Genomic DNA, 21,597 nt, shown 5'->3' with positions numbered 1-21,597 from the left:
CGTGTCTTTCTCTGATCTCTATTTGATTTTTTGGGCAACCGATACACTAAATATTCCAAATTCATCAATACATTGATCAATTTTTTTAAATCCGGCTTCTTCTACCAACGCATCAATTTCGGCTTGAGAACGTAAACGCATCACCCAAGCATCTCCCTGACGGTGTGAGGTGAGTGCACGAGCAATAAATTCTTGTTGAGGATGCCAGATCTGACCGGTGTAAATAAGGTAGCCTTCTTTTTCAATGGCTTGAGAAAGACTACGAAGTGACTGTCTGAGTAGATCATTATTACTAAAAAGCTCGTACAATCCAGAGACCACCGCCAAAGTGATTTTAGGCTCAATACTCGCCAGTGAGGCTTCATCAAAGGCATCACCTTGTTTAAATACTGCAATATCGTCCAAACCACGAGAGCGAATTAGTGTATTACCTGCATTTACGTTCAGTGGGCTGTAATCTCTTAAAAGCACATGGGCTGGGCGCACAGAGAGATTTTGTATAGCATCGAGAATATATCGGCCATGACCTGCGGCGATATCTAATAGCCTAAGCGGTTTTCCTAATTGATTCAGTTGTTCTGCATATTGAATAAGTAACTGCTCGATATGTTGCTTGCGTATACGAATTCCTCGCCAGCCTATGGCATTTAAATATTGCCGATCAATCAGCTTACCCAATATAGAGGTGCTTTCTGGCTGGTTGCGATACACAAAATCAAGGGTACTTCCTGAGTCATATCCTGTATCTTCACCCAATTGAAGCCCTTTAGAAAATCGGCTGCCTATTTTTAAATTTTGCTTTGTGATCGACCAAAACCAGTGTTTCAGCGAATTACGAGGAAAAGGTGTACTTAACTGTTCAGCGGTCGCACAGCTTGGCCCGACTTTATCGGCATCTAATATATCTGGCGCGGTATAAGCGTGTGCGAAGCATTGGAGAATATAGCGGCGGATTTTCTGTACTGCAATATTGCGGTGCTGCTCTCCCAAAGTATCGTGATAAAAGCCTTCAAGAATATGGAATTCTTTATTGGGATGTGCCAGCCGCTGATAGAAAAGCTGTTGTGGTTTGCGATGTACGACAAAATCTGCACCCGAACATAACACTTGGGTAGGCACAAAAATGTGTTGAGCATCGTCAACGATACGTTGAGCAGCTGCATACAACCCAAGTAACATGCGCACTGAAATTGCTTTGGCAATCTGTGGATCTTGAGCATAGTCCGTTGCACGTTCGCGGTCATGCGTGAGCATGTTGGCTTTCACATAACTGGTAATAAAAAAGTTACCTTTTATCTTGCTGAGTAATGACAAGCCTGGTTTTGCAAACGGAACATAGAGCTTAATATCAAAAGCAGGTGAGGCAAGACACAGTGCCCGAAGTGGCGGGGCATAATCATGTACCCATGTGGCAGCTAAAACAGCGCCTACACTCTGTGCCACAATGGCGATATCGGATGTTTTGATCTGATACTCAGCTTCGATATGTCGCATAAAGTATTGAATATCTTTGACACAAGCCGAAAAACTTGGTGCATCTCCACGTTCGCCGGGTGATTGACCATGTCCTCGGGCATCCCATGCAAAAAAATCAAAATCTGGAAGATTCAGCTCTTCAACCAAGTGTGCCATACGTTCAGAGTGCTCATGACCCCGATGAAATAATAAGATGGCTTTTTTTGCAGGTTGATGTGCCGCCGCCCAGCGCTGATAAAACAGGGTAGTTCCATCATGTGTGATAAATTGATGATGACTGTTGTGATGCATAGTATTTTGTCCTGTTTATTATTTTAAATGAATTGCGTGTCGAACTCGATTGGATATCGTGAGCATTAAAAGTAAAGCCATAATACCTAAGAGGCCGTTTGCTACAGAATGAAGGATCTGCTCTGAAATGATGGAATTCAACTTACTTGCCAAAACAATCCAGAGGGCAAGAAGACTAAAACAAAATGCTCGATCACTTTTACCCATGGGGCCATCATAGCGTCGTGCTTGACCAATAAGTGGTGCCATTACACCCGCATATTCACTTAAAATAGCCATAAAAATGACCGCCACTAAAAGTATCGGCTCGATAAAACCAAACGCGATAAAGCAGCCGTAGAGCGCCGTATCGGAAATCACATCACACAGCTCGTTTAGGTAAGCACCTAGCATGGTTTGCTGGTTGAATTCTCGTGCCAACATGCCATCTATAGCATTGAAACCCATACGCACCAACATCCAGAGCGGAATGAATAACCAAATCAAATAAGGCGCTATATTTTCATGTAACAGCAAATAGGCTGCCAGAGCGACAGAAATCAGCAATGCGAGTACTGTAACTTGGTTGGCGGTTACTCCCTTGTGATAGAGCTGTTTTACCAAAGGTCGTAAAAGATTCTGAAACGCTGGTTTTAATTGATAAATTGAAGGCATTTTTGGTTTTTTTAGTTCAATCTAAAACTTATTCTTATCATTTTGACTTATAACTTACAAGCTGATGCCGAATTTAACTAAAATAGCCTAAGTAATTTTAAAATCTATATAAAAGAATTTATACTCAATTTGCTTTCAATAACTGGACTAAAACAACATGACACCTGCCTGTAAGCTTCTTAAAAATCAAAAGATTGAATTTAGTCTGCATGAATACGAACACGATCCGCAGGCTAAAAGTTTTGGTCTGGAAGCCGCCGAAAAATTGAATCTGAATGTCGAAGATGTGTTTAAAACACTCTTAGTCACCGACGACAAAAACTATTTCGTTGCGATATTACCTGTTAATCATCAGCTTAATCTAAAAAAAATTGCGTCGGCTTTGGGCTGTAAAAAATTACATATGTCGGATCCTAAAGAAGCGGAACGGCTGACTGGATATTTAGTGGGGGGGATTAGTCCGCTTGGACAAAAGAAACGACTTAAAACAGTCATTGATGCAACTGCGATCAATAAACCCAAAATTTATGTCAGTGGTGGAAAGCGTGGTTTAGACATTGGCGTTTCACCACAAGATTTGTCCAAACTTCTTGGCGCAGCATTTGCCGATTTACTCGATATCTCATGATATTTAAATGAATGTCTTTAAATGGTCGTGAAAGCTTCATTAAAATGACATCTTGACTGCGCAAAATCAGTCAACTTTTTTTAATGCCTAAACAAAATGAAAACTAGAATGCTGCTTTTGATGATCTTGACGGGGAGTGGGTTGATCGGACTGACAGGCTGTAATGACAGTTCGAATGATGATTCGACTACCACAACTTCAGTTACAACCAACACATCTGGTTATTTTCAGACCAAAACACCGTATCAGGCGCAGCAGAGCATTGCTAGCTATCAGGCAGCACCGGCTGGATTTGAGCCCGTATTTACAGAACTGGTTGCGCGTCATGGTTCACGCGGTGTATCGAGTATGAAATACGACTTGGCATTGTACAATCTCTGGAAACAGGCCAAGACAGACAATGCATTAACACCATTAGGAGAAAAGCTCGGCTCAGATCTTGAAGCGATGATGAAAGCCAATATCGTCCTTGGTTACGGCGTCGAGGGAATTCGCCAACCGGGTTATGGCAATGAAACTGCACTGGGGATAGACGAGCATCGCGGGATTGCAGATCGTCTGCTGCAACGCTTACCACAGCTTTTTAATGTCTCTGCGATGGGAAATCAGGATATTCTGGTGCAAAGTTCGGGGGTAGACCGAGCCGTAGACAGTGCCAAATTTTTTAGTAATGAACTTATACGCCAAAATGCCGCTTTATCGAGCAAAATTCGTCCTGCAAGCTATACGATTTTAAATACAAGTCTCAGTCCAACTGTTCAAGATCAGGGCGTCGATCGCTTCTTACTGTATTTTCATAGTTTAAATAAAGACACTGATGCAAGCGAAATCAATTCAAGCTTCAAACAACGCATTTTTGACGCCAGCATGAATTATCAAAACTTTGAAAGCAATGATCTTCAGTTACAGCAAAAGCTCAAACAACTTTCTAGTCAAACGCAAGCACAGCAAGTTGCACTGACAGTGCTAGCTCCACTTTTTAAAGATGCATTTATTCAGAAGTTGGGAACGCCAGGTTATACCTTTAGCAACACGGGCTCTTTTTCAGCCACAGCACCAGACGGCACTGTGGTTACGGAAAAAGGCAAAGGCAAGAATACCATTAGTAGTGCAGTTGATGCTGCGGCATATTTATATGAGTTATATTCGATTGCACCAGGCATGAAAAAAGAATTGGTCAATACAGATTTTGCTCAATATATGCCACGAGAAGCAGCTAAATTTTATGCAGAATATAATGATGCCAACGATTTTTATGAAAAAGGACCAAGTTTTAGCGAATCTAATCAGGTTACGAGTATGATGGCTCAAGGTTTAAAGCAAGACTTTTTTAACCAAGTCGATGCTCTGATGAATCAGCAGCAGTCACATAAAGCGGTTTTACGTTTTGCACATGCCGAAATCATCATCCCATTGGCGACTGCGTTTGAACTCAAAGGTATGATGACGCCGTTACAGCTTGTCCAAACTTATTCATACAGCAACAGCGCATGGCGTGGTGAAGATATTTCCCCAATGGCAGCCAATATGCAGTGGGATATTTATCAAAATGCGCAAGGTTATACCTTAGTCAAAATGCTTTACAACGAGAAAGAGACCTTATTTAAATCGAATTGTGACTATGCTCGCTACGCACCGAATAGCTATTTTTATGATTATCTGAAATTGAAACAGTGCTACAACATTTCAAATTTTTAACAGATTTTGCGTGGGCAGCAGTGTTTGACTGCTGTCCAATTCTTACATTTAGTTTCATAGATTTCTTATAAAAACAATATTTTCTGATTGATTTGATTAAAAATGTTGAATAATAGACTATATTTTGTTTAAAAAACAATCAAAAATGTTTCATTTATTAAGATTGGCCCGCAAAGGCTGATTTATTGGTTACTCTAAAAAACAACAAATTATAAACAAAGGGGAAAAATATGCTGATATTTCACTCGTTTTCTGTTCAGGGCGCGCTTTTTGATATGGATGGTACAATGTTTGATACTGAACGACTTCGGTTTCAAACATTGAAACAGGCATCTCAAGAACTCCTTGGGCAGAGCTTTTCAGATGACTACTTAATGCAGTGTTTGGGTTTAAGTGCCACCACAGCAGAGCAGTTGGCCAAAGAGCGCTACGGCGAGCACGTTCCTTATCAGAAGATTCGCCAGCGCGCCGATGTGCTCGAACTCGAACGTGTCCGTAACGAAGGTGTACCGATTAAAAAAGGCTTGGTGCAAGTTTTGGAGCGTTTACGCAAATCGGGATTACGTATGGCAGTTGCCACATCGAGCCGCCGTGCGATTGCAGAAGAATATCTGATTAATGCCAATGTATATAAGTTTTTTGATGTGCTGGTTTGTGGCGATGAGGTGACTTGCGGTAAACCGCATCCTGAAATTTTTGAAAAAGCGGCAGAACAGCTCAACCTCAAGCCGACACAATGTTTAATGTTCGAAGATTCTGAAAATGGCATTTCATCTGCACATGCAGCGGGTGGTGTGACTATTTTGCTCAAAGACATTAAAACGCCAAATGACAACATGCTTTCAAAAGCAAATTTTTACTACGAAACCATGTATGACTGTTTGCATGATCTGGATCAATTTGTCGCAACGATGGACATGCCTGAACTCGATGCGTCATTTCCGCAGTCATTAAATCAGCTCACTGTTGGCATTCATGGTTTTGGGGCAATCGGCGGCGGATATCTGGCTCAGATTCTTTCGCATTGGGATGGTTATACACGACCGCAGCGCATCTTGGCTTCCACCAGAAATTCCTTATATCGTGAAGCCGTCAATGCATTTGGTACCTACTGTATCCGTTATGGGCAGCGTTCTTATGATGAGCGTATAGAATACATGTCGGTGATCGATGCCGATAATGAACAACAAATGCTGGATATGTACCTCGAATCGTCTTTGATCGCGTTATGCTTACCCGAACAAGCGATTCAAGATGAAGCCAAAATCATTGCAAAAGGCCTCTATGCACGTTATGCCTCCCAAACAATGCAAAATCATCATCCACTGACATTTTTAATTATTTTAAATAAAGTCGGCGCTAAAAAGATGGTGATCGATCATATCCGTGACGCTTTGGCTCAGCTTTCAACCGTTGAGATTGCAGAACAAATCATGCAACAGCATTATTTTTGCGACACGGTGGTCAACCGCATGGTTTCAAAATTGTCAGAGCAAAATCTATATCGACAACTTAAGATTAAATACAACTTTTTTAAGCAATATCAGTCGGATGTAGAATGCGATAATGTCGAGATTGAAGATACGTCTAAGTTATCGAGTGAGCAAGAGCATCAAGCTGCGATGTATATCGATGATATGCGTCGAAATTTTCAGCCAAGCCATATTTTGCAAACGATGGATCTGATTTTGTTCAATAGCGAAGTAGATATGCCAATTTATGTAGAAAATTGCAGTCCGCTTTTAGCTAAATTAAGGCAAGTCATCCGAGTAGATAACATTGCAGATATTCAATTGATCAAGAATCGTTTATGGAACGGTGTACACGCCATGATCGCTTGGTATGCAGCGACGCTCGAACACGACACCATTGGAATTGCGATGGGAGATTCACGTGTAAAGGATTTTGCTGATGCATTGATCGGTAATGTGCAGGCGGGATTGAGTCGGCAGTTGCCTCATCGTGAAAAAGATTTACAGCGTTTGGCCAAAAGCTTCATCGAATCGTGCCAATACGCCTATAAAGACCCATGTGAACGTGTGGCACGCGATCCCTTACGTAAACTCAGTTATCCCGAACGTGTTTTTGGTTCGATTGCCATAAATCTTCAGCATGACCAATCTATCGATGTCCTAATTGTTGGCGCAGCGTTGGGTTATTACTACGCACAACATGCGCAAAAGCAGCCTTTAACAACTATTCAGACACATTTACAGCAAACGCTAGATGCTATGAATATCGCTGCCAAGCACAAACATTTGATCAAGCAGCAAATCCTAAACTATTTAACCGAATGGAATGAAAACCCTGAACAGCTGCTGTCAACGAGTTTTTTGCAAGATGCATTAGAACATCATGCTGTAAGCGCTTGATCTAGACAATTGATTTCTAAATTTAAGCGCACTACAGAATCTAAAAGCATGTTTTAATATTGGTCTTAAAGTTTTCGGTGCCATGATGTGTTTATCAAGCCAAATCAGTTTGTTATACCAACCGAGCAACGTGATTATAGCGAATGGCACCGTGGACGCACACGTTATGCACTATGGTATTTGTTGCTTGATCAGGTTAAACATGCAAAGATAATCAAACAGCTTGATCAGATCCGTCATCAGTTTTCGGACTGTTTAATAAAATCTTCAAACCGCCAATACCATATTACATTGTATATTGGCGGTTTTTTGACATGTGATGAGTCTATTTATAACGATGATTTTCCACAGTCATTGTTTGTCAAACAACAGCAACAGCTTGAATCTTTAAATTTATCTCATTCGATCACACTAAAGTTGACCGCTGTAAATAGCTTCGAAAGTGCGCTTTTTGTGCAGGTGAGTGACTCACTGCATCAACTCACATCGATCCGCTCCGCTTTAAGATTAGCGCATCATACTGAAGTGGCTACGCAAACATACTGTGCGCATATTACATTGGGGCTTTACGCTCAAAAAGTGATGGGACAAGATGTTTTGCAGCGTTTGGATGCATGTGCAGCACTTGATGTAGAACTGGAATTTGATCAAATCCATTTTGGTTATTACAGTGCGCAAACACTGCAAGGCCCGTTACATTCACTTTATTGTTTTAATCTGGAATGATCTATGCTACAGCTGATCTTGGGCGGCGCACGCTCTGGAAAAAGTCGACATGCAGAGAAAACTGCTAAATTCTTTGCGTGTCCTGTGATTTATATTGCGACCGCAGAAGCGCGAGATGCTGAAATGCAGGAGCGAATTCGCCACCATCAATCACAACGGCCCGCCGAGTGGAACCTAGTGGAAGCACCACTCGATTTAGTCGATCAGTTGCTGGCACTTGATCATGACAATCAAGTGATACTGATTGATTGCTTAACGTTGTGGCTGAGTAATCTTTTAATCACAGAAGATGTGCATTTTCAGTCACAGCAATGCGATCGATTGGTTCAAATCTTACCGACTTTAAAATCGGATGTGATTATGGTCAGTAATGAAACAGGCCTTGGTGTGGTTCCGATGGGAGAACTGAGCCGCCGTTTTGTCGATGAGTCAGGCCGATTACACCAGCGTTTAGGCGAGGTGGTCGATAAAGTAGAGTTTTGTGTTGCGGGTTTTGCAATGTGTTTAAAAGGAGAGGCATCGTGAATTGGTGGATGGCACAGATTACACCTGTAAATCAAATCGCACAGCAAATGGCCGAGCAGCGACAGCTTCAATTGACAAAGCCGGCAGGCTCACTTGGAATGCTTGAGCAGGTCGTGATTCAGCTTGCTGGATTACAAGGTACACCTCATCCGCAGCTGAGCAAGCCGTGGATCAGCATTTTTGCAGGCGATCACGGCATTATGCAAGAGCAGATTTCGGCCTTTCCGCAAGCGGTCACGCGCCAGATGCTACAAAACTTTGCAACAGGTGGCGCATGTATCAGTGTGATCGCACGTGAACACGCTGCTTACTTACAGGTGATTGATTGCGGAACGGTGGGTGAGGCTTATCACATCGATGGCGTTGAAACCCATTGTATTCGTGCAGGAACAGCAAATTTTATTCAAACCCAAGCCATGACGGCATTCGAGTGTCAACAGGCATTAAATTTAGGGCGTGAAAGTGTTGAAAAAGCCCAGACCGCCCAAGCAGATATATACATTGCAGGTGAGATGGGTATTGGAAATACCTGTGCGGCTGCTGCGTTGGCCTGTTTACTTTTAAATGAAGATCCAGATCAGCTCACAGGCGTAGGAACGGGTATCGATGCAGATAAACTCAAACACAAAAAGGCGGTGATTCAAACTACGCTGAATCTACATCGAGAAGCAAAAGGTAATGCCTTTCAATCACTATGTGCAGTAGGCGGGCTTGAAATTGCTGCCATGACAGGCGCCTATATACACGCAGCTCAATTAGGAATCGCGATGGTGGTGGATGGTTTTATCAGTTCGGTAGCCGCACTGTGCGCTGTGCATTTAAATCCAGATGTTCGTCGGTGGATGATTTTTGGCCATGCCTCTGCCGAATACGGGCACCGCCGAGTGCTTGAAGCATTAAATGCAACTCCACTGCTCCAGCTTAATTTACGTTTAGGTGAAGGCAGTGGTGCGGGTGCAGCGCTTGGTTTGATTAAGCTTGCATGCAGCTTGCACAATCAAATGGCCACATTTGCTCAAGCGGCTGTGTCGGATCATACAGGCTAACCGAAATGAATCTGCCAATCATTCAACTCGATCTATTGCGTCACGGAGCCACCGAGCAAGGGCATACTCTACGTGGTCATATCGATGATGCACTGACAGCAGAAGGATTAGCGCAGATGCAGGCATCAATCGATACACATCGCAACCAAAACTGGCATGTGATTGTAAGTTCGCCTTTATTACGCTGTGCTCACTTTGCAGCGCCTTTGGCACAGCGCTTGGCGTGTCCATATATAGAAGTTGAGGCACTCAAAGAAATGTATTTTGGTGAGTGGGAAGGTAAAACCACCCAATCCATATATGAGCAATCACCCGAAGAATTGGCAAACTTCTGGCAGTGCCCTACACAGTGCAGTGCTCCACAAGGTGAACGGCTAATCGATTTTCAAACACGGGTTTTAAATGCCTTGAAAAAACTCATCGAACTGATGTCGATGCAGCATCAGTCGCATGCTTTGGTGGTAACTCATGGCGGGGTAATCAAACTATTACGCTGTCTTGCGCAGCAGCGCCCGTTAGACGAGCTCTTGACCATGCAAGCACCTTTAGGTGAGCTGGTTACACTGCAATTAAGCACTCAGGATGATCAGTTAATGATTCAAGAGATGTATCAATGATGCCGTTTTGGATTGCCTTACAGTTTTTGACGATTTTACCTGTACAGCTTGATCGCATGCCGACAGCAGAAGAAAATGCGCGAGCTGTATTGTTTTATCCTGTGGTTGGGCTACTTTTAGGTGGGCTTTTATACGCTCTGGCGCTGCTTCTTGTACCAGTGCCAACCATTTTAACAGCAGTGCTCATAACGGTTTTCTGGATAGGCCTGACAGGCGGATTGCATCTTGATGGTTTGGCAGACACGGCCGATGCATGGGTGGGGGGCTTTGGAGACAAAACCCGAACGCTTGACATTATGAAAGACCCTGCATGCGGGCCTATAGGTGTATTAAGCTTAATTGCGCTGGTTGTTGTTAAAGTGTGCTGTGTATATTTGCTTTTGATGCAAAGTCAGACACTATTTTTAATTTTTGTGCTGGCACTGAGCCGCACAGTCCCTATATTATTGTTTTTGAGCACACCTTATGTACGCAAAAAAGGCTTAGGGCGTGATATTGCGGCAAGAATTCCTAGATTATATGCATACTTGATTTCAATCTTGATTGCACTGGGAGGCATCAACTGGGGCTTACGAGGTATGTTGACTGTCTTGGTTTCGATAACGACCATTATTTTTTTGCGTAGATGTTTTATCAAACGTATCGATGGCATCACAGGAGATACCATCGGGGCGAGTATTGAAATTGTTGAAGCCATGCTCATCTTAAGCTTTGTTTTGCTTGGCTATTATTTGATGTAACCCGACTTTGGTGATGAGTGTTTCAATTAACCTAGTAACTTGATAACCAGATGAATCAGGCTCGGACCAGCCACCACCATAAAAATACCAGAAAGTACCATCGTGAGGCTGGCAATCACGCCTTCATCTTTATGCCGGGCATAGGCTTTACTGGTGCCAAAACCATGCGCTGCATTGCCTAAAGAGGCACCTTGTGCCAGCGTAGAGCGTAAGCGCAAAATCGCCAATACCACATCACCGATTACCATGCCTGTAATTCCGGTGATCATGGTAAAAACAATTACCAGTTGCACCGATCCACCAATGTGTGCCGTGAGTGCCATGGCAAATGGTGTGGAAATTGAGCGCGACATTAAACTAAGCGTGGTTTGCTCATCAAAATGAAACCATTTTGCCAGATAAAATGCACTCACAATACCCGCTGTCATACCAATACATATTCCGAGTCCGATTGCCAATGCATGACGACGGATGATACCCCGATATTCATAAATTGGAATAGCAAACGCGACAGTAGCTGGGCCAAGCATCCACACAATCCACTGGTTATCTTGCATATAGGTGTTATAGGAAATATTGAAAGCCACCAATATAAGTATGATGATGGCCGGCAATAAAATGGCGGGTGAAAGCAGTAAATAGGGAAAGCGTTGGTGTAGGGCTTTGACCAGCACGTAACCAGCGAAGGTTCCGATTAAACACAAAAGTGATAGCATCATGACAATGACTCACTTTTACTGTTACCTTTGCCAAAGCGAAACGTATGTTGAAGCCATTGTTCAAGCTTAAAGCACAAATGGACTGTATATACGGTTGCAAGCATGACGCATACTGTACCAAGTACGACCGCCGTGATGAGTTGCAAGCCTTCGCTAAGAAAAAGCACTTTATAGTTCATTAGCCCGACCACACAGGGAACAAAAAATAGAACCAGTTCGCTCAAAATAAAATCTGAGCCCGATTTAATCCAGTTCAGCTTAAAAGTTCCACTCAGTAATCCGAGCAACACCAAAAATAACCCAATCACACCTGCCGAAATCGGAAGTTGAAACAGCTTTTGAATCAGTGATCCTATCCACCACAGCATGATCAAAAGGCCGATCTGTAAACTTATTTTTGCCAAAACCGAATAACGTGAGTTCATCACCAGAAGTATCCTAAACTTATGCGGGAGAAAGTGATGTAGTTAGTTTAAATCGACTTTTTATATCAAATTATGAATAATAAAATTATAATTATGCTGTATTGGAATGTTTGATTGTGGATATTAAAGCCTTAAAAATTTTTGTGCAGATTGTTCAATCGCAAAGTTTTACACTTGCGGCTGAACATATGTTTGTAACTCAACCGACCGTAAGTAAGGCCATTTCTCTTTTAGAGAATGAACTCGGAACAGCACTATTTAAAAAAGGCGAGGCAGGGCGTAAGCGTGAAATTGAACTGACCTATACCGGTGAACTGGTTTATCAGCATGCATTAAAAATTTTAGCCGAACAAAAGAAAATCTATGAAACCCTAGAAGATATCAAGCAGCTCAAAAAGGGCAAGTTAACTTTAGGTTTACCTCCTTTAGGCTCTGTTCTACTTACTCCTCTAATTGCAATGTTTCATAAACAGTATCCCAAAATTGAATTAAGTTTTTTAGAAGTGGGTTCCAATACCATTGAGCAGGCGATTTTAGCGAAAAAAATTGATGTTGGAATTTTATTGAGCCATCTCAATCCGGTACTTGCGACTATACCCATCATCGATTCTCCTCTGTATTTACTTGCAGCAAAAGATTCATACTGGAAACATCATGAAGCTGTGGTATTGAGTGATTTACGTGAAGAATCATTTTTGTTGTACGACGATAGCTTTACCCTGAACCATTTAATTTTACAAGCAGCACAACTTGAAGGCTTTCAACCCAAAATCGTATGTAAAAGTAGTCAGTGGGATTTTATTGCCAAGCTAGTCGAGTTTTCGATGGGTGTTGCACTGCTGCCAAAAATTTATTGTGATCAACTTGATGTCTCCAGATTTACGATAATCCCTTTGATTAACACACCGCTACGCTGGACTTTAAGTATGGCATGGAATACCTCCGTACCCATGACTAGCGCTACCCAAGCGTGGTTAAAGATTGTAGAGCAACATAAGCAGCAGATTGGGTTTAAAAAATAACTTGAACAAATTATAAAAAAATATATTATAAAAATATATATTGTTTAGTGAGGCTAAGCACATGCACGAAGTTCTGTTGGCTTTTTTTGGAGGTACGCTTCTGGGGCTTGCTGCTGTTGGATATCTATATGTTCATGGACGCATTGCCGGCATTAGTGGCCTGATTGCACAACAATTCGGTTCGGGCTTGCCAACAAAGTCACCTGCATTTTGGTTTTTGTCTGGACTCATTCTCACCTCATTTGTAGTCGGGCTATTCTGGCAACCAGAAATTCAGCTTAATAGTCATCCTTTGATACTGATTATTGCGGGTTTACTGGTGGGATTTGGTACACGTTTAGGATCAGGGTGTACCAGTGGACATGGCATATGTGGCTTAAGTCGATTGTCATTACGCTCAATCATGGCAACGTTTACCTTTATGCTGACCGGTTTTATCACGGTTTATGTATTACGTCATATCATTGGAGGATTCTAATGAAAAATCTCCTTGCATTTGCTTTTGGTGCTTTATTTGCTTTGGGTCTGTTAATCTCTGGTATGTCGAACCCTGCTAAAGTTTTGTCTTTTTTAGACTTATTTGGAAATTGGGATATCAGCCTTGCCTTTGTTATGCTGGGTGCTATTGTGGTCGCATTTCTGCCGTTTCAGCGCGCCATCAGACACCCAAAAACTTGGTTAGGTGAAAAAATTGATTTGCCTTCAAATCAGCAAATAGATAAAAAACTCATTAGTGGTGCGATCTTGTTTGGTGTGGGCTGGGGGATCGCAGGTGTATGTCCTGCACCTGCATTGACATTGATTGGGCTTGGGCACTTTCAGGTTGTGTATTTTGTGGTTGCCATGCTGATTGGCATGTATATTCATCGTAAATGGTTTGGAGTATAAGCCCATGTCTCTTATGAAGCCGCAAGTAACTGCATTTTTTGATGAGTCAACCAAGACTTTCAGCTATGTAGTGACTGATCCAGACACCAAAATCAGTGCCATCATAGATAGCGTGCTGGATTATGATGCTGCATCTGCAACTACATCGACCGTACATGCCGATCAGATTGTTGAGTATGTCAATCAACATCGCCTTAGTATTGCTTGGATTCTTGAGACACATGTACACGCTGACCATTTAACGGCTTCGCAATATTTAAAAGAGCAGTTGGGTGGCCGAGTGGCCATGAGTGAAAAAATTAGTACGGTACAAGACACCTTTAGCCACATCTATCATCTAAATGCAGAAGCATTCAAAGCAAAGCATACTTTTGATTATTTGTTTAAGGACGGTGAACAGTTTCAAATTGGTAATTTACAGGCTTACAATATTCCAACGCCAGGGCATACGCCCGCTTGTTTAAGTTATGTGATTGGCGATGCTGTGTTTGTAGGAGATACCCTGTTTATGCCAGACTACGGCACCGCGCGCTGTGATTTTCCTAAAGGCAGTGCAAGCCAGTTATTCGACTCGGTACAACGCTTATATCAATTGCCTGAATCCACACGGATGTTTTTGTGTCACGACTATTTGCCAGAGAGCCGAAAAGACTATGTGTACGAAACTGATGTGCGTACGCAAAAGGTTCACAATGTGCATATACATGAAGGTACATCTAAATTTGATTTTGTCGAAATGCGTCAGGCGCGTGATGCAACATTGGCAATGCCCAAACTTATTTTACCGGCGATTCAGATCAATATGAATGCGGGGAAATTTCCAGAACCGGAAGCCAATGGTCAGCGTTACCTCAAACTTCCTTTGAATTACTTTAAAGTCTAAATTATGTCTAATCTTGAAGATCCGCGCGTTTTACTCGCGCTTGAACGTACTTTACTGGCATGGAACCGAAGCAGTCTTGCCCTGATTGCTTTTGGTTTTTTAATTGAAAAATCGACACTTTTGGTACATTTGATTGATCCAGTGCGTTATCACGACAAAATTATTTTCAATCGCTGGTTAGGCGTGATCGTGATCGTGATGGGCGTTGTGGTCAGTATTCTTTCGATCCAGCAGTATCGAATAGCACTACGTTCTCTTACACCGCTCGAAATGATACCTGGGTACAAAACCAATCTTGCCAGTGTATTAAGCTATTTCACCATTTTAGGTGCAATTATGCTGATTATTTCATTTTGGATGTAGTTTTTAACAGTAGCCCTCGAGAGGACTACTGTTACCTAAAAAATAATATTGAAGCGCTTAATAACACGCTTATTATACGGGCCACCTAAAGCTGGCCTGTATCTGATGTGCCCAAGGGCAATATTAGACATTATGATTGCTGCGGATCGTATTGTTTTTCCTTAATCAATAATGCTGGAATTACACCGCAAATCAAATAGGCAGCGCCCATGACTAAAAAGCCTAAGCCGATGGAGCCGCCCGAGGCTAAAAAGCCAATCGTCGCAGGTGCAATTGCCGCACCCAAACGACCCACATTGTATGCGCCACCTGTAGCGCTACCGCGAATATGGGTAGGGAAGCTTTCCGTCATATAGGTGGCATTCACGCCGTAAGGAATGCCATATAAGAAGCCAAACGCAATCAAAAGGAAAAGAATATTATCTGGGGAGTTGTAAAACACAATGAGTGGAAGAAAGATTGCAGTTCCAATGGCACCAAAGGCATAGGTAAAACGCCGTCCAAGTTTATCTGCCATAAAACCTGCAAGAATTTTACCTAAGATCATTGCACTGTATGTTCCGACCATGTAGGCAGTCATTTGCTTAAACTTCATGCCTAACTCACTTTCAAGGTAAGAAGGCATCCAGTTATTTACGCCATAATAGCCAAATTGCAAGAAACCCGCAGTTAAAGCCCACAAAATAAACATCTTACGGTTTCGTGGGTCTGCAAAAATGCGTTTTAACGCACTTTCTTGCGTGTTGGTATTTTGCCCATTTAGATCGTTGCGAGAATGATACCAAGCTTGTGGTTCGGGAACTAAAAAATGCATCAATACTGCAATAAGTACCGGCACGATCGCAACGTAAAATAGCATTCTCCAGCCATGATCCGGGATAATCCAGCCTGCAAGTAGAGTTGCCACAATATATCCAACCGTCCAGCCCGCTTGAAGTGTACCTAGAACAGTTGTACGGTAGCGAGTTGGCACATACTCGGCCATGAGAGTATTACAGGCAATATAAAGTGAGCCTAAACCCAATGATGCAAAAAATCTTAAGATACTAAATTGTATGAAATTTTGTGTGAGTCCTAATCCACAAGTCAGCACTGAAAACAGCAAAATCGAAATCACAACAATCCGAACTCGCCCGAATTGATCACAGGCCCAACCGCCAAAAATTCCACCAATTGCCATTCCCGCAAGGGTAAAGCTACCGAGCATACCTGCTTGAACAGAACTTAATTGGAATTCAGCCTTGATGCTATTAAGGCTGTATGACAGCAACATCAGATCGGCGCCATCGACTAAAAGGGCAAGAAAAGCAAAAAAGAATGCGATTTTCCATGTATGAGGGCTGAGATTGACCTTATTTTTCATATTTTTCACTGCTCTGTTCCTTAAGCACAACAACCGATATATCTCGTTAGCACTGATGATAGTGCGAGATGAAATCGATGAATTTTCTGGATAGTAAAACAAGAAAATTATATTTTCAATTAAAATAAAATTAAATATCGCTATGCGGTATAATATTTTCTTATATAAGATAATGTTTTTGCTTACAAATCTTTTGTGTTGGAAAGTTTAATCTTTTATTCAGTTTTTAAATCAATTTGATGTTTCATTAAATATCTGTATTATTGAGTTTTCATATCGCTATGCGAAATATTTTGCTAGTGTTTAACTTTTAATACGCCATAATAATGGAAATAAGAATGGGTGCACTTCAAGGAATCCGTGTTTTAGATTTAACTCGTGTTTTGGCTGGCCCGTGGTGTGGCCAAGTACTTGCAGATTTGGGCGCCGAGGTCATCAAGGTTGAGCGGCCAAAAAAAGGCGATGATACGCGTGCTTGGGGGCCACCCTGGATGAAAGACAACACAGGCCAAAATACTCAAGAGGCTGCTTACTATCAGTCGACCAACCGCAATAAACTTTCGGTTGCCATTGATATTTCTACGCCTGAAGGGCAAGAGCTTGTTCGCAAACTTGCAAAAGAATCTGATGTTTTGATTGAAAACTATAAAGCGGGTTCACTGAAAAAATATGGTTTAGATTATCAAACTTTGGCAGAAATAAATCCTCAGCTGATTTACTGCTCAATCACCGGTTTTGGTCAAACTGGCCCACGTGCACAAGAGCCGGGTTATGATTTTATCATTCAGGGTATGGGCGGTCTGATGTCTGTTACAGGTGAGAGAGACGATTTACCCGGTGGCGGCCCGCAAAAACTTGGGATTGCATTTTCAGACATTACCACGGGCCTATATGCGGCCATTGCCATTCAAGCCGCGATCATAGATCGATATACGTCCGGACTTGGCCAATATATCGATATGGCTTTGCTCGATGTGCAAATCGCAACACTTGCCAATCAAGGCATGAATTATCTGGCATCGGATCAAATTCCAGTTCGCTATGGCAATGCGCATGCCAATATTGTGCCGTATCAAGTCTTTCAGGCGTCTGATCGGGATTTTATTATAGCCTGTGGTAACGATTCACAGTTTATCAACTTATGCACCGCGATTGATCGTTCAGATCTGGCACGAGATCCACGTTTTAAACGTAATGCCGACCGGATCGCACATCGAGAGCAAATTATTTCAGAGTTAGCGCATCATTTTAAAACCAAAAAGGCCGATGAATGGGTGAGAAAAATTCATGCTGCGCATGTTCCCGTTGGGCTAATTAATGATTTGAAGCAGGCTTTTGAAGAGCCACAGGTACGAGAGCGAAATATGCTGATCAAGATGGAGCATCCTCAGCGAGATGAGCTCACCATTGTGGGTTCACCTATTAAAATGTCGAGAACACCAGTTGAGTACAAACTTGCGCCACCCACTTTGGGGCAGCATACTAAAACAGTACTTGGGCGTTTTTTATCTTCAGATGAGCTTCAAAAATTATCGCAGCAAGGCGTGATTGAATAGTTAGCTTGAATTATTGAATAAAAGAGGCTGGGCATTTGTCGCTTCTTTTGCTATTCCCAGAATAATTAGATTATAATTTTCGCAATGCGAAACATTAATTGAGTTGAGTGCACTCATTCTTATGACAGATTTAAATGACATTGAACATAATGAAAAATTATTAGCCCCGCTGCGTCATGAATTGCTTCATCCCATCGAAGATATGCAAGATGAAGATGACCGACAATTTATCACGGCTTTGGCGCGTGGTCTGGAATTATTGCGCTGTTTCTCTGCCAAACAACCGCATTTAGGTAATCAAGAATTGTCACAGATGACAGGCTTGCCCAAACCTACAATTACTCGCTTGACACATACCTTGTCGCGTTTGGGGTATATTCGTCAGGTGCCCAATTCGACCAAATTTCAATTGTCTGTTGGCGTCTTGGCGTTTGGTTATTCCATGCTTTCCAATGTCTCGATCCGTTCAATTGCTCAGCCCTATATGAAAGATTTGGCCGATTATGCTGGTGCTGCTGTGGCCATGTCGACCCGCGATCGACTCAACATGATTTATCTGGATGTTGTGCAAGGTAAAGGTAATGTTACCATGCGCCGTCAGGTCGGAACGTATTTACCCATTCACCTCAGTTCGATGGGGCGTGCCTGTCTTGCTGCTATGCCTGAAGATGAGCGCGACTTTCTGTTAAACGCGATTCGTAGCAAGCATAAAGAAGACTGGATTAAAATTAATCGTGATCTGGATAAAGCATTTCGTGATTACCAAGATTTTGGTTACTGTTTTTCGATAGGCGACTGGCATAAAGATGTTAATTCGGTGGCGGTGCCACTCATGCATGAGCAACATGGATTACTGGTATTTAATTGTGGTGGGCCAAGTTTCATTATGAAGCGAGAGAAACTCGAAGAAGATATTGCACCGCGCTTATTGCATATGGTCAATAACATCAAGACAGAAATTAGCTGATTTTTTTACTATCACGCTGATTTCTAAAGCTGTTAAGCCTGCTTTGATAGTAAAGTACTTTTACTGTCGAGGTAGGCAATCCATAAGGTCAGACCTCCAAAACCAATGCCGATCAAACATACGCCATGCCATCCTGAATGTCGCCAAGCATAACTTCCGACCGCTGTGCCGAGTGCGCCACCAAAAAAATAAGCCGTCATATAAATTGCGTTAAAGCGTGATTTCAACACCTGATTCAATCGAAAGACGATACTTTGATTGGTGACATGAAGCGCCGATAATGAGGCATAAATCAAAAGAGTTGCCAAAATATAAAATATAAAAGAGACAGGTAAAAATAAAAAGAGGATCCAGCTCCCAATAAAGCCACCAGCAGAGATATAGGATATCCAGTGGACATTATGCTCATTTAAATGATGACCAGCCAGATTTGCAACCAAAGTTCCTAAAATGCCCACAAAGCCGAACAGTCCGATACTAAAATCAGAAAAATGATATGGCGCAGGCGCAAGTAGTAAAGACATTGTTGTAAATACCATACTCACACTCGCAAAAATTAAAAAACCAAGTGCGGCACGTCGGGCCAAGCAGGGTGAATTTTTTAATAATACTGGAATAGAAACAAGCGTTTGCATATAGCCCTGTCGCTGTGTGGCGGGAAACACATCGAGCTTGCGATACAACATAAATGCAATCATGAGCAAGGCGATTCCGCTGATCAAATAAATGATTTGCCAGTGCCAGAGCGTAGAGGCCAAACCAGATAATGACCGAGCTAATAAAATTCCAAGCATGAGTGCGCTAATTAAAAAACCAACCACACGGCCACTTTGTGTAATAGGCACCAGACTGGCTGCAAGTGGCAGGAGTAGCTGAGCAGAAACTGAAAATAATCCAGTTAAAATTGTGCCTACGATCATCCATCCCAAACGATCTGCGCTTCCGGTAATGAGCAGTCCACAGGCGGCAAGCACCATCAAAATGACCACCAATTGACGCTTTTCTAACAGATCTCCAAGTGGCATCAACACCAATAAACCAATGGCATAGCTGATTTGAGCACATGTGGGAATCCAAGCAACAGATGTTTCTGGAAGTGCAAGAGATAGCGCAATGGAATGAATAAGCGGTTGGCTAAAATAATTACTACCCGAACAAATTCCCGCTGCAATCGCCATGAGTATTAATGTAGGCGTATAAAATGAACAAGATCTCATAAAACCAGACGGCCATTGCTGTGCTTACAGAATTTAAGAGTAATAAATTTAAATTGTATTTACAATTAAATAAAACATTATTTTGCTATGCGGTACTTTAATTTGATATAAACATGAATCATGTGTCAGATGCATATATTACAGAATGAGGGATGCTATGGGAGCCTTAACAGGATTTAGGGTACTGGATTTAAGCCGTATACTTGCTGGGCCTTGGTGTAGCCAGATTCTTGCAGACTTAGGTGCAGAGGTCATCAAAATTGAAAAGCCATTTCAAGGCGACGATACGCGTATCTGGGGACCACCGTTTTTAAAAACCGATCAGGGTGAAGATTCAAATGAGTCAGCCTATTATTTATCTGCAAATCGCGGTAAATATTCGGTGGCCATTGATATGGCAAGCGTTGAAGGTCAGGCTCTCATTAAAAAAATGGTACTTGAAAGTGACGTTCTACTCGAAAATTACAAAGCGGGTTCTTTAAAAAAATACGGGCTGGATTATGAAAGTTTAAAAGAAATTAACCCTAAACTGGTGTACTGCTCAATCACTGGATTTGGTCAAAAAGGCCCACGTGCTCAGGAGCCAGGTTACGACTTTATTATTCAAGGTTTGGGCGGGATGATGAGTGTGACGGGGGAGCGCGATGATTTACCGGGTGGCGGCCCTCAAAAAGCAGGTTTAGCTTTTGCAGATTTAACCACAGGGTTATACGCTGCGATTGCAATTCAGGCTGCTTTATTGTCTCGTGTGAGTACCGGTCAGGGGCAGCATATTGATATGGCTTTGCTCGATACACAAGTGGCTTCACTTTCTGTATTGGCCATGAATTATTTAACTTCAGAAAAAATACCGGGCCGTTTGGGTAATGCGCACGCAAATATTGTACCGTATCAGGTATTTAAAGCCTCTCAAGGCGAATTTATTATTGCATGTGGCAATGACCAACAGTTTAAGGCCTTATGTGAAAGTATTGAGCGTCCAGAGCTGGCTGTAGATTCAAGATTCAAACAAAACAAGGGAAGAGTGACGCATCGTGACGTACTTGTGGAGATCTTGCAGCAACACTTTATGAGCAAGCCTGCACAGGTCTGGGTAGAACGGATTCATGCTGTGCAAGTACCTGTTGGCATGATCAATAATCTTCAACAAACGCTTGAAGAAGAGCAGGTCCGTTTTCGTGAAATGGTTGTTCAAATTGAACATCCGCTTAAGAAAGACTATGTATCGATTGGCTCGCCAATCAAACTCTCAAAAACTCCGGTGCAATACACCAAAGCACCGCCGTTTTTGGGTGAAGACACTGATCTCATCTTACAGCGTTTTGTTTCGCCGCAAGAACTTGCGCAGCTCAAAGATCAGCGTGTGGTACAGCAAGGTTAATAACGCAGTGAGGTGTGAGGCAGCGCGTATCACGATTTGG

At 42.3% G+C, this 21,597-nt stretch carries 22 protein-coding genes; 16 read left to right on the top strand and 6 right to left on the bottom strand.

Annotated elements, in window-relative coordinates:
- Positions 1-18: 18 nt before the first annotated feature.
- Both Aso01_RS15430 and Aso01_RS15425 read right to left on the bottom strand, forming a co-directional pair.
- Positions 19-1,767 carry a bifunctional alpha/beta hydrolase/class I SAM-dependent methyltransferase gene (locus Aso01_RS15430; protein WP_004937907.1) on the bottom strand — a complete coding sequence of 583 codons (1,749 nt, stop codon included), beginning with the start codon at positions 1,765-1,767 and terminating at the stop codon, positions 19-21.
- 18 nt (positions 1,768-1,785) lie between these two features.
- The gene (locus tag Aso01_RS15425) at positions 1,786-2,421 is read right to left on the bottom strand and encodes a CDP-alcohol phosphatidyltransferase family protein (RefSeq protein ID WP_004937903.1); all 636 of its coding nucleotides are present in this window, start codon (positions 2,419-2,421) and stop codon (positions 1,786-1,788) included.
- 157 nt (positions 2,422-2,578) lie between these two features.
- On the opposite strand from Aso01_RS15425, the gene ybaK reads away from it, so the two are divergent.
- The 8 genes from ybaK to Aso01_RS15385 all read left to right on the top strand — a co-directional run bounded on the left by ybaK (position 2,579) and on the right by Aso01_RS15385 (position 10,773).
- Positions 2,579-3,049 (top strand): Cys-tRNA(Pro) deacylase, encoded by a 471-nt coding sequence (gene ybaK, locus Aso01_RS15420; RefSeq protein WP_004937900.1) that lies wholly within the window; start codon positions 2,579-2,581, stop codon positions 3,047-3,049.
- 108 nt (positions 3,050-3,157) lie between these two features.
- Complete coding sequence (locus Aso01_RS15415; protein ID WP_503089857.1) at positions 3,158-4,747, top strand: histidine-type phosphatase; 1,590 nt, start codon at positions 3,158-3,160, stop codon at positions 4,745-4,747.
- Between the two features lie 230 nt (positions 4,748-4,977).
- Positions 4,978-7,119 carry a bifunctional mannitol-1-phosphate dehydrogenase/phosphatase gene (gene mtlD, locus Aso01_RS15410; protein WP_004937892.1) on the top strand — a complete coding sequence of 714 codons (2,142 nt, stop codon included), beginning with the start codon at positions 4,978-4,980 and terminating at the stop codon, positions 7,117-7,119.
- Positions 7,120-7,206: 87 nt separating this feature from the next.
- Positions 7,207-7,845, top strand: coding sequence for a 2'-5' RNA ligase family protein (locus Aso01_RS15405; RefSeq protein WP_004937889.1), 639 nt, complete (start codon positions 7,207-7,209; stop codon positions 7,843-7,845).
- 3 nt (positions 7,846-7,848) lie between these two features.
- The gene (gene cobU, locus Aso01_RS15400; RefSeq protein WP_004937886.1) at positions 7,849-8,370 is read left to right on the top strand and encodes a bifunctional adenosylcobinamide kinase/adenosylcobinamide-phosphate guanylyltransferase; all 522 of its coding nucleotides are present in this window, start codon (positions 7,849-7,851) and stop codon (positions 8,368-8,370) included.
- Positions 8,367-9,416: a nicotinate-nucleotide--dimethylbenzimidazole phosphoribosyltransferase gene (cobT, locus tag Aso01_RS15395; RefSeq protein WP_004937884.1), complete on the top strand. Its 1,050-nt coding sequence runs from the start codon at positions 8,367-8,369 to the stop codon at positions 9,414-9,416. Before cobU ends, cobT begins: the two co-directional genes overlap by 4 nt.
- Before the next feature lie 5 nt (positions 9,417-9,421).
- Positions 9,422-10,033 (top strand): histidine phosphatase family protein, encoded by a 612-nt coding sequence (locus tag Aso01_RS15390; RefSeq protein WP_004937882.1) that lies wholly within the window; start codon positions 9,422-9,424, stop codon positions 10,031-10,033.
- A complete protein-coding gene (locus Aso01_RS15385) occupies positions 10,030-10,773 on the top strand; it encodes an adenosylcobinamide-GDP ribazoletransferase (RefSeq protein ID WP_004937877.1) in 744 nt (247 codons plus the stop codon). Before Aso01_RS15390 ends, Aso01_RS15385 begins: the two co-directional genes overlap by 4 nt.
- Positions 10,774-10,799: 26 nt before the next feature.
- Here Aso01_RS15385 and Aso01_RS15380 read toward each other — a convergent pair whose 3' ends face one another.
- Both Aso01_RS15380 and Aso01_RS15375 read right to left on the bottom strand, forming a co-directional pair.
- Positions 10,800-11,492 (bottom strand): LrgB family protein, encoded by a 693-nt coding sequence (locus tag Aso01_RS15380; protein WP_004937873.1) that lies wholly within the window; start codon positions 11,490-11,492, stop codon positions 10,800-10,802.
- A complete protein-coding gene (locus Aso01_RS15375; RefSeq protein WP_004937870.1) occupies positions 11,489-11,917 on the bottom strand; it encodes a CidA/LrgA family protein in 429 nt (142 codons plus the stop codon). The genes Aso01_RS15380 and Aso01_RS15375 overlap by 4 nt, the downstream gene beginning before the upstream one ends.
- A 116-nt stretch (positions 11,918-12,033) precedes the next feature.
- Between Aso01_RS15375 and Aso01_RS15370 the strand changes: the two genes are divergently transcribed.
- From Aso01_RS15370 to Aso01_RS15350, 5 genes are all read left to right on the top strand, one after another.
- Positions 12,034-12,939, top strand: a complete 906-nt coding sequence (locus Aso01_RS15370) for a LysR family transcriptional regulator (protein ID WP_004937867.1) — start codon at positions 12,034-12,036, stop codon at positions 12,937-12,939.
- A 61-nt stretch (positions 12,940-13,000) separates the two neighbouring features.
- A complete protein-coding gene (locus Aso01_RS15365; protein ID WP_004937862.1) occupies positions 13,001-13,417 on the top strand; it encodes a YeeE/YedE family protein in 417 nt (138 codons plus the stop codon).
- The gene (locus Aso01_RS15360; RefSeq protein ID WP_004937861.1) at positions 13,417-13,827 is read left to right on the top strand and encodes a DUF6691 family protein; all 411 of its coding nucleotides are present in this window, start codon (positions 13,417-13,419) and stop codon (positions 13,825-13,827) included. The genes Aso01_RS15365 and Aso01_RS15360 overlap by 1 nt, the downstream gene beginning before the upstream one ends.
- 4 nt (positions 13,828-13,831) lie before the next feature.
- Complete coding sequence (locus Aso01_RS15355) at positions 13,832-14,710, top strand: MBL fold metallo-hydrolase (RefSeq protein WP_004937859.1); 879 nt, start codon at positions 13,832-13,834, stop codon at positions 14,708-14,710.
- 3 nt (positions 14,711-14,713) lie between these two features.
- On the top strand, positions 14,714-15,073 hold the full coding sequence (locus tag Aso01_RS15350; protein WP_004937858.1) for a YidH family protein: 360 nt from the start codon (positions 14,714-14,716) through the stop codon (positions 15,071-15,073).
- 130 nt (positions 15,074-15,203) lie between these two features.
- Here the strand turns inward: Aso01_RS15350 and Aso01_RS15345 are convergent, their stop codons facing one another.
- On the bottom strand, positions 15,204-16,436 hold the full coding sequence (locus Aso01_RS15345; RefSeq protein ID WP_039909943.1) for an MFS transporter: 1,233 nt from the start codon (positions 16,434-16,436) through the stop codon (positions 15,204-15,206).
- Between the two features lie 338 nt (positions 16,437-16,774).
- Here Aso01_RS15345 and Aso01_RS15340 point away from each other — a divergent pair, with 338 nt between their 5' ends.
- Entirely contained in the window at positions 16,775-17,992 is a 1,218-nt protein-coding gene (locus tag Aso01_RS15340; RefSeq protein ID WP_004937852.1) for a CaiB/BaiF CoA transferase family protein, read from the top strand.
- A 121-nt stretch (positions 17,993-18,113) separates the two neighbouring features.
- Positions 18,114-18,959, top strand: coding sequence for an IclR family transcriptional regulator (locus Aso01_RS15335; protein ID WP_004937849.1), 846 nt, complete (start codon positions 18,114-18,116; stop codon positions 18,957-18,959).
- A 32-nt stretch (positions 18,960-18,991) separates the two neighbouring features.
- On the opposite strand, the gene Aso01_RS15330 is transcribed toward Aso01_RS15335, so the two are convergent.
- Positions 18,992-20,176, bottom strand: a complete 1,185-nt coding sequence (locus tag Aso01_RS15330) for an MFS transporter (RefSeq protein ID WP_039909941.1) — start codon at positions 20,174-20,176, stop codon at positions 18,992-18,994.
- A 157-nt stretch (positions 20,177-20,333) separates the two neighbouring features.
- Between Aso01_RS15330 and Aso01_RS15325 the strand changes: the two genes are divergently transcribed.
- Complete coding sequence (locus Aso01_RS15325) at positions 20,334-21,557, top strand: CaiB/BaiF CoA transferase family protein (protein ID WP_004937843.1); 1,224 nt, start codon at positions 20,334-20,336, stop codon at positions 21,555-21,557.
- Positions 21,558-21,597: the final 40 nt, after the last annotated feature.

The organism is Acinetobacter soli, assembly GCF_000760595.1.
In the GTDB taxonomy this organism is placed as follows: Bacteria; Pseudomonadota; Gammaproteobacteria; order Pseudomonadales; family Moraxellaceae; genus Acinetobacter; species Acinetobacter soli.
Note: the sequence above shows the minus strand (reverse complement) of the source record. Positions and strands in the feature narration are given on the sequence as shown.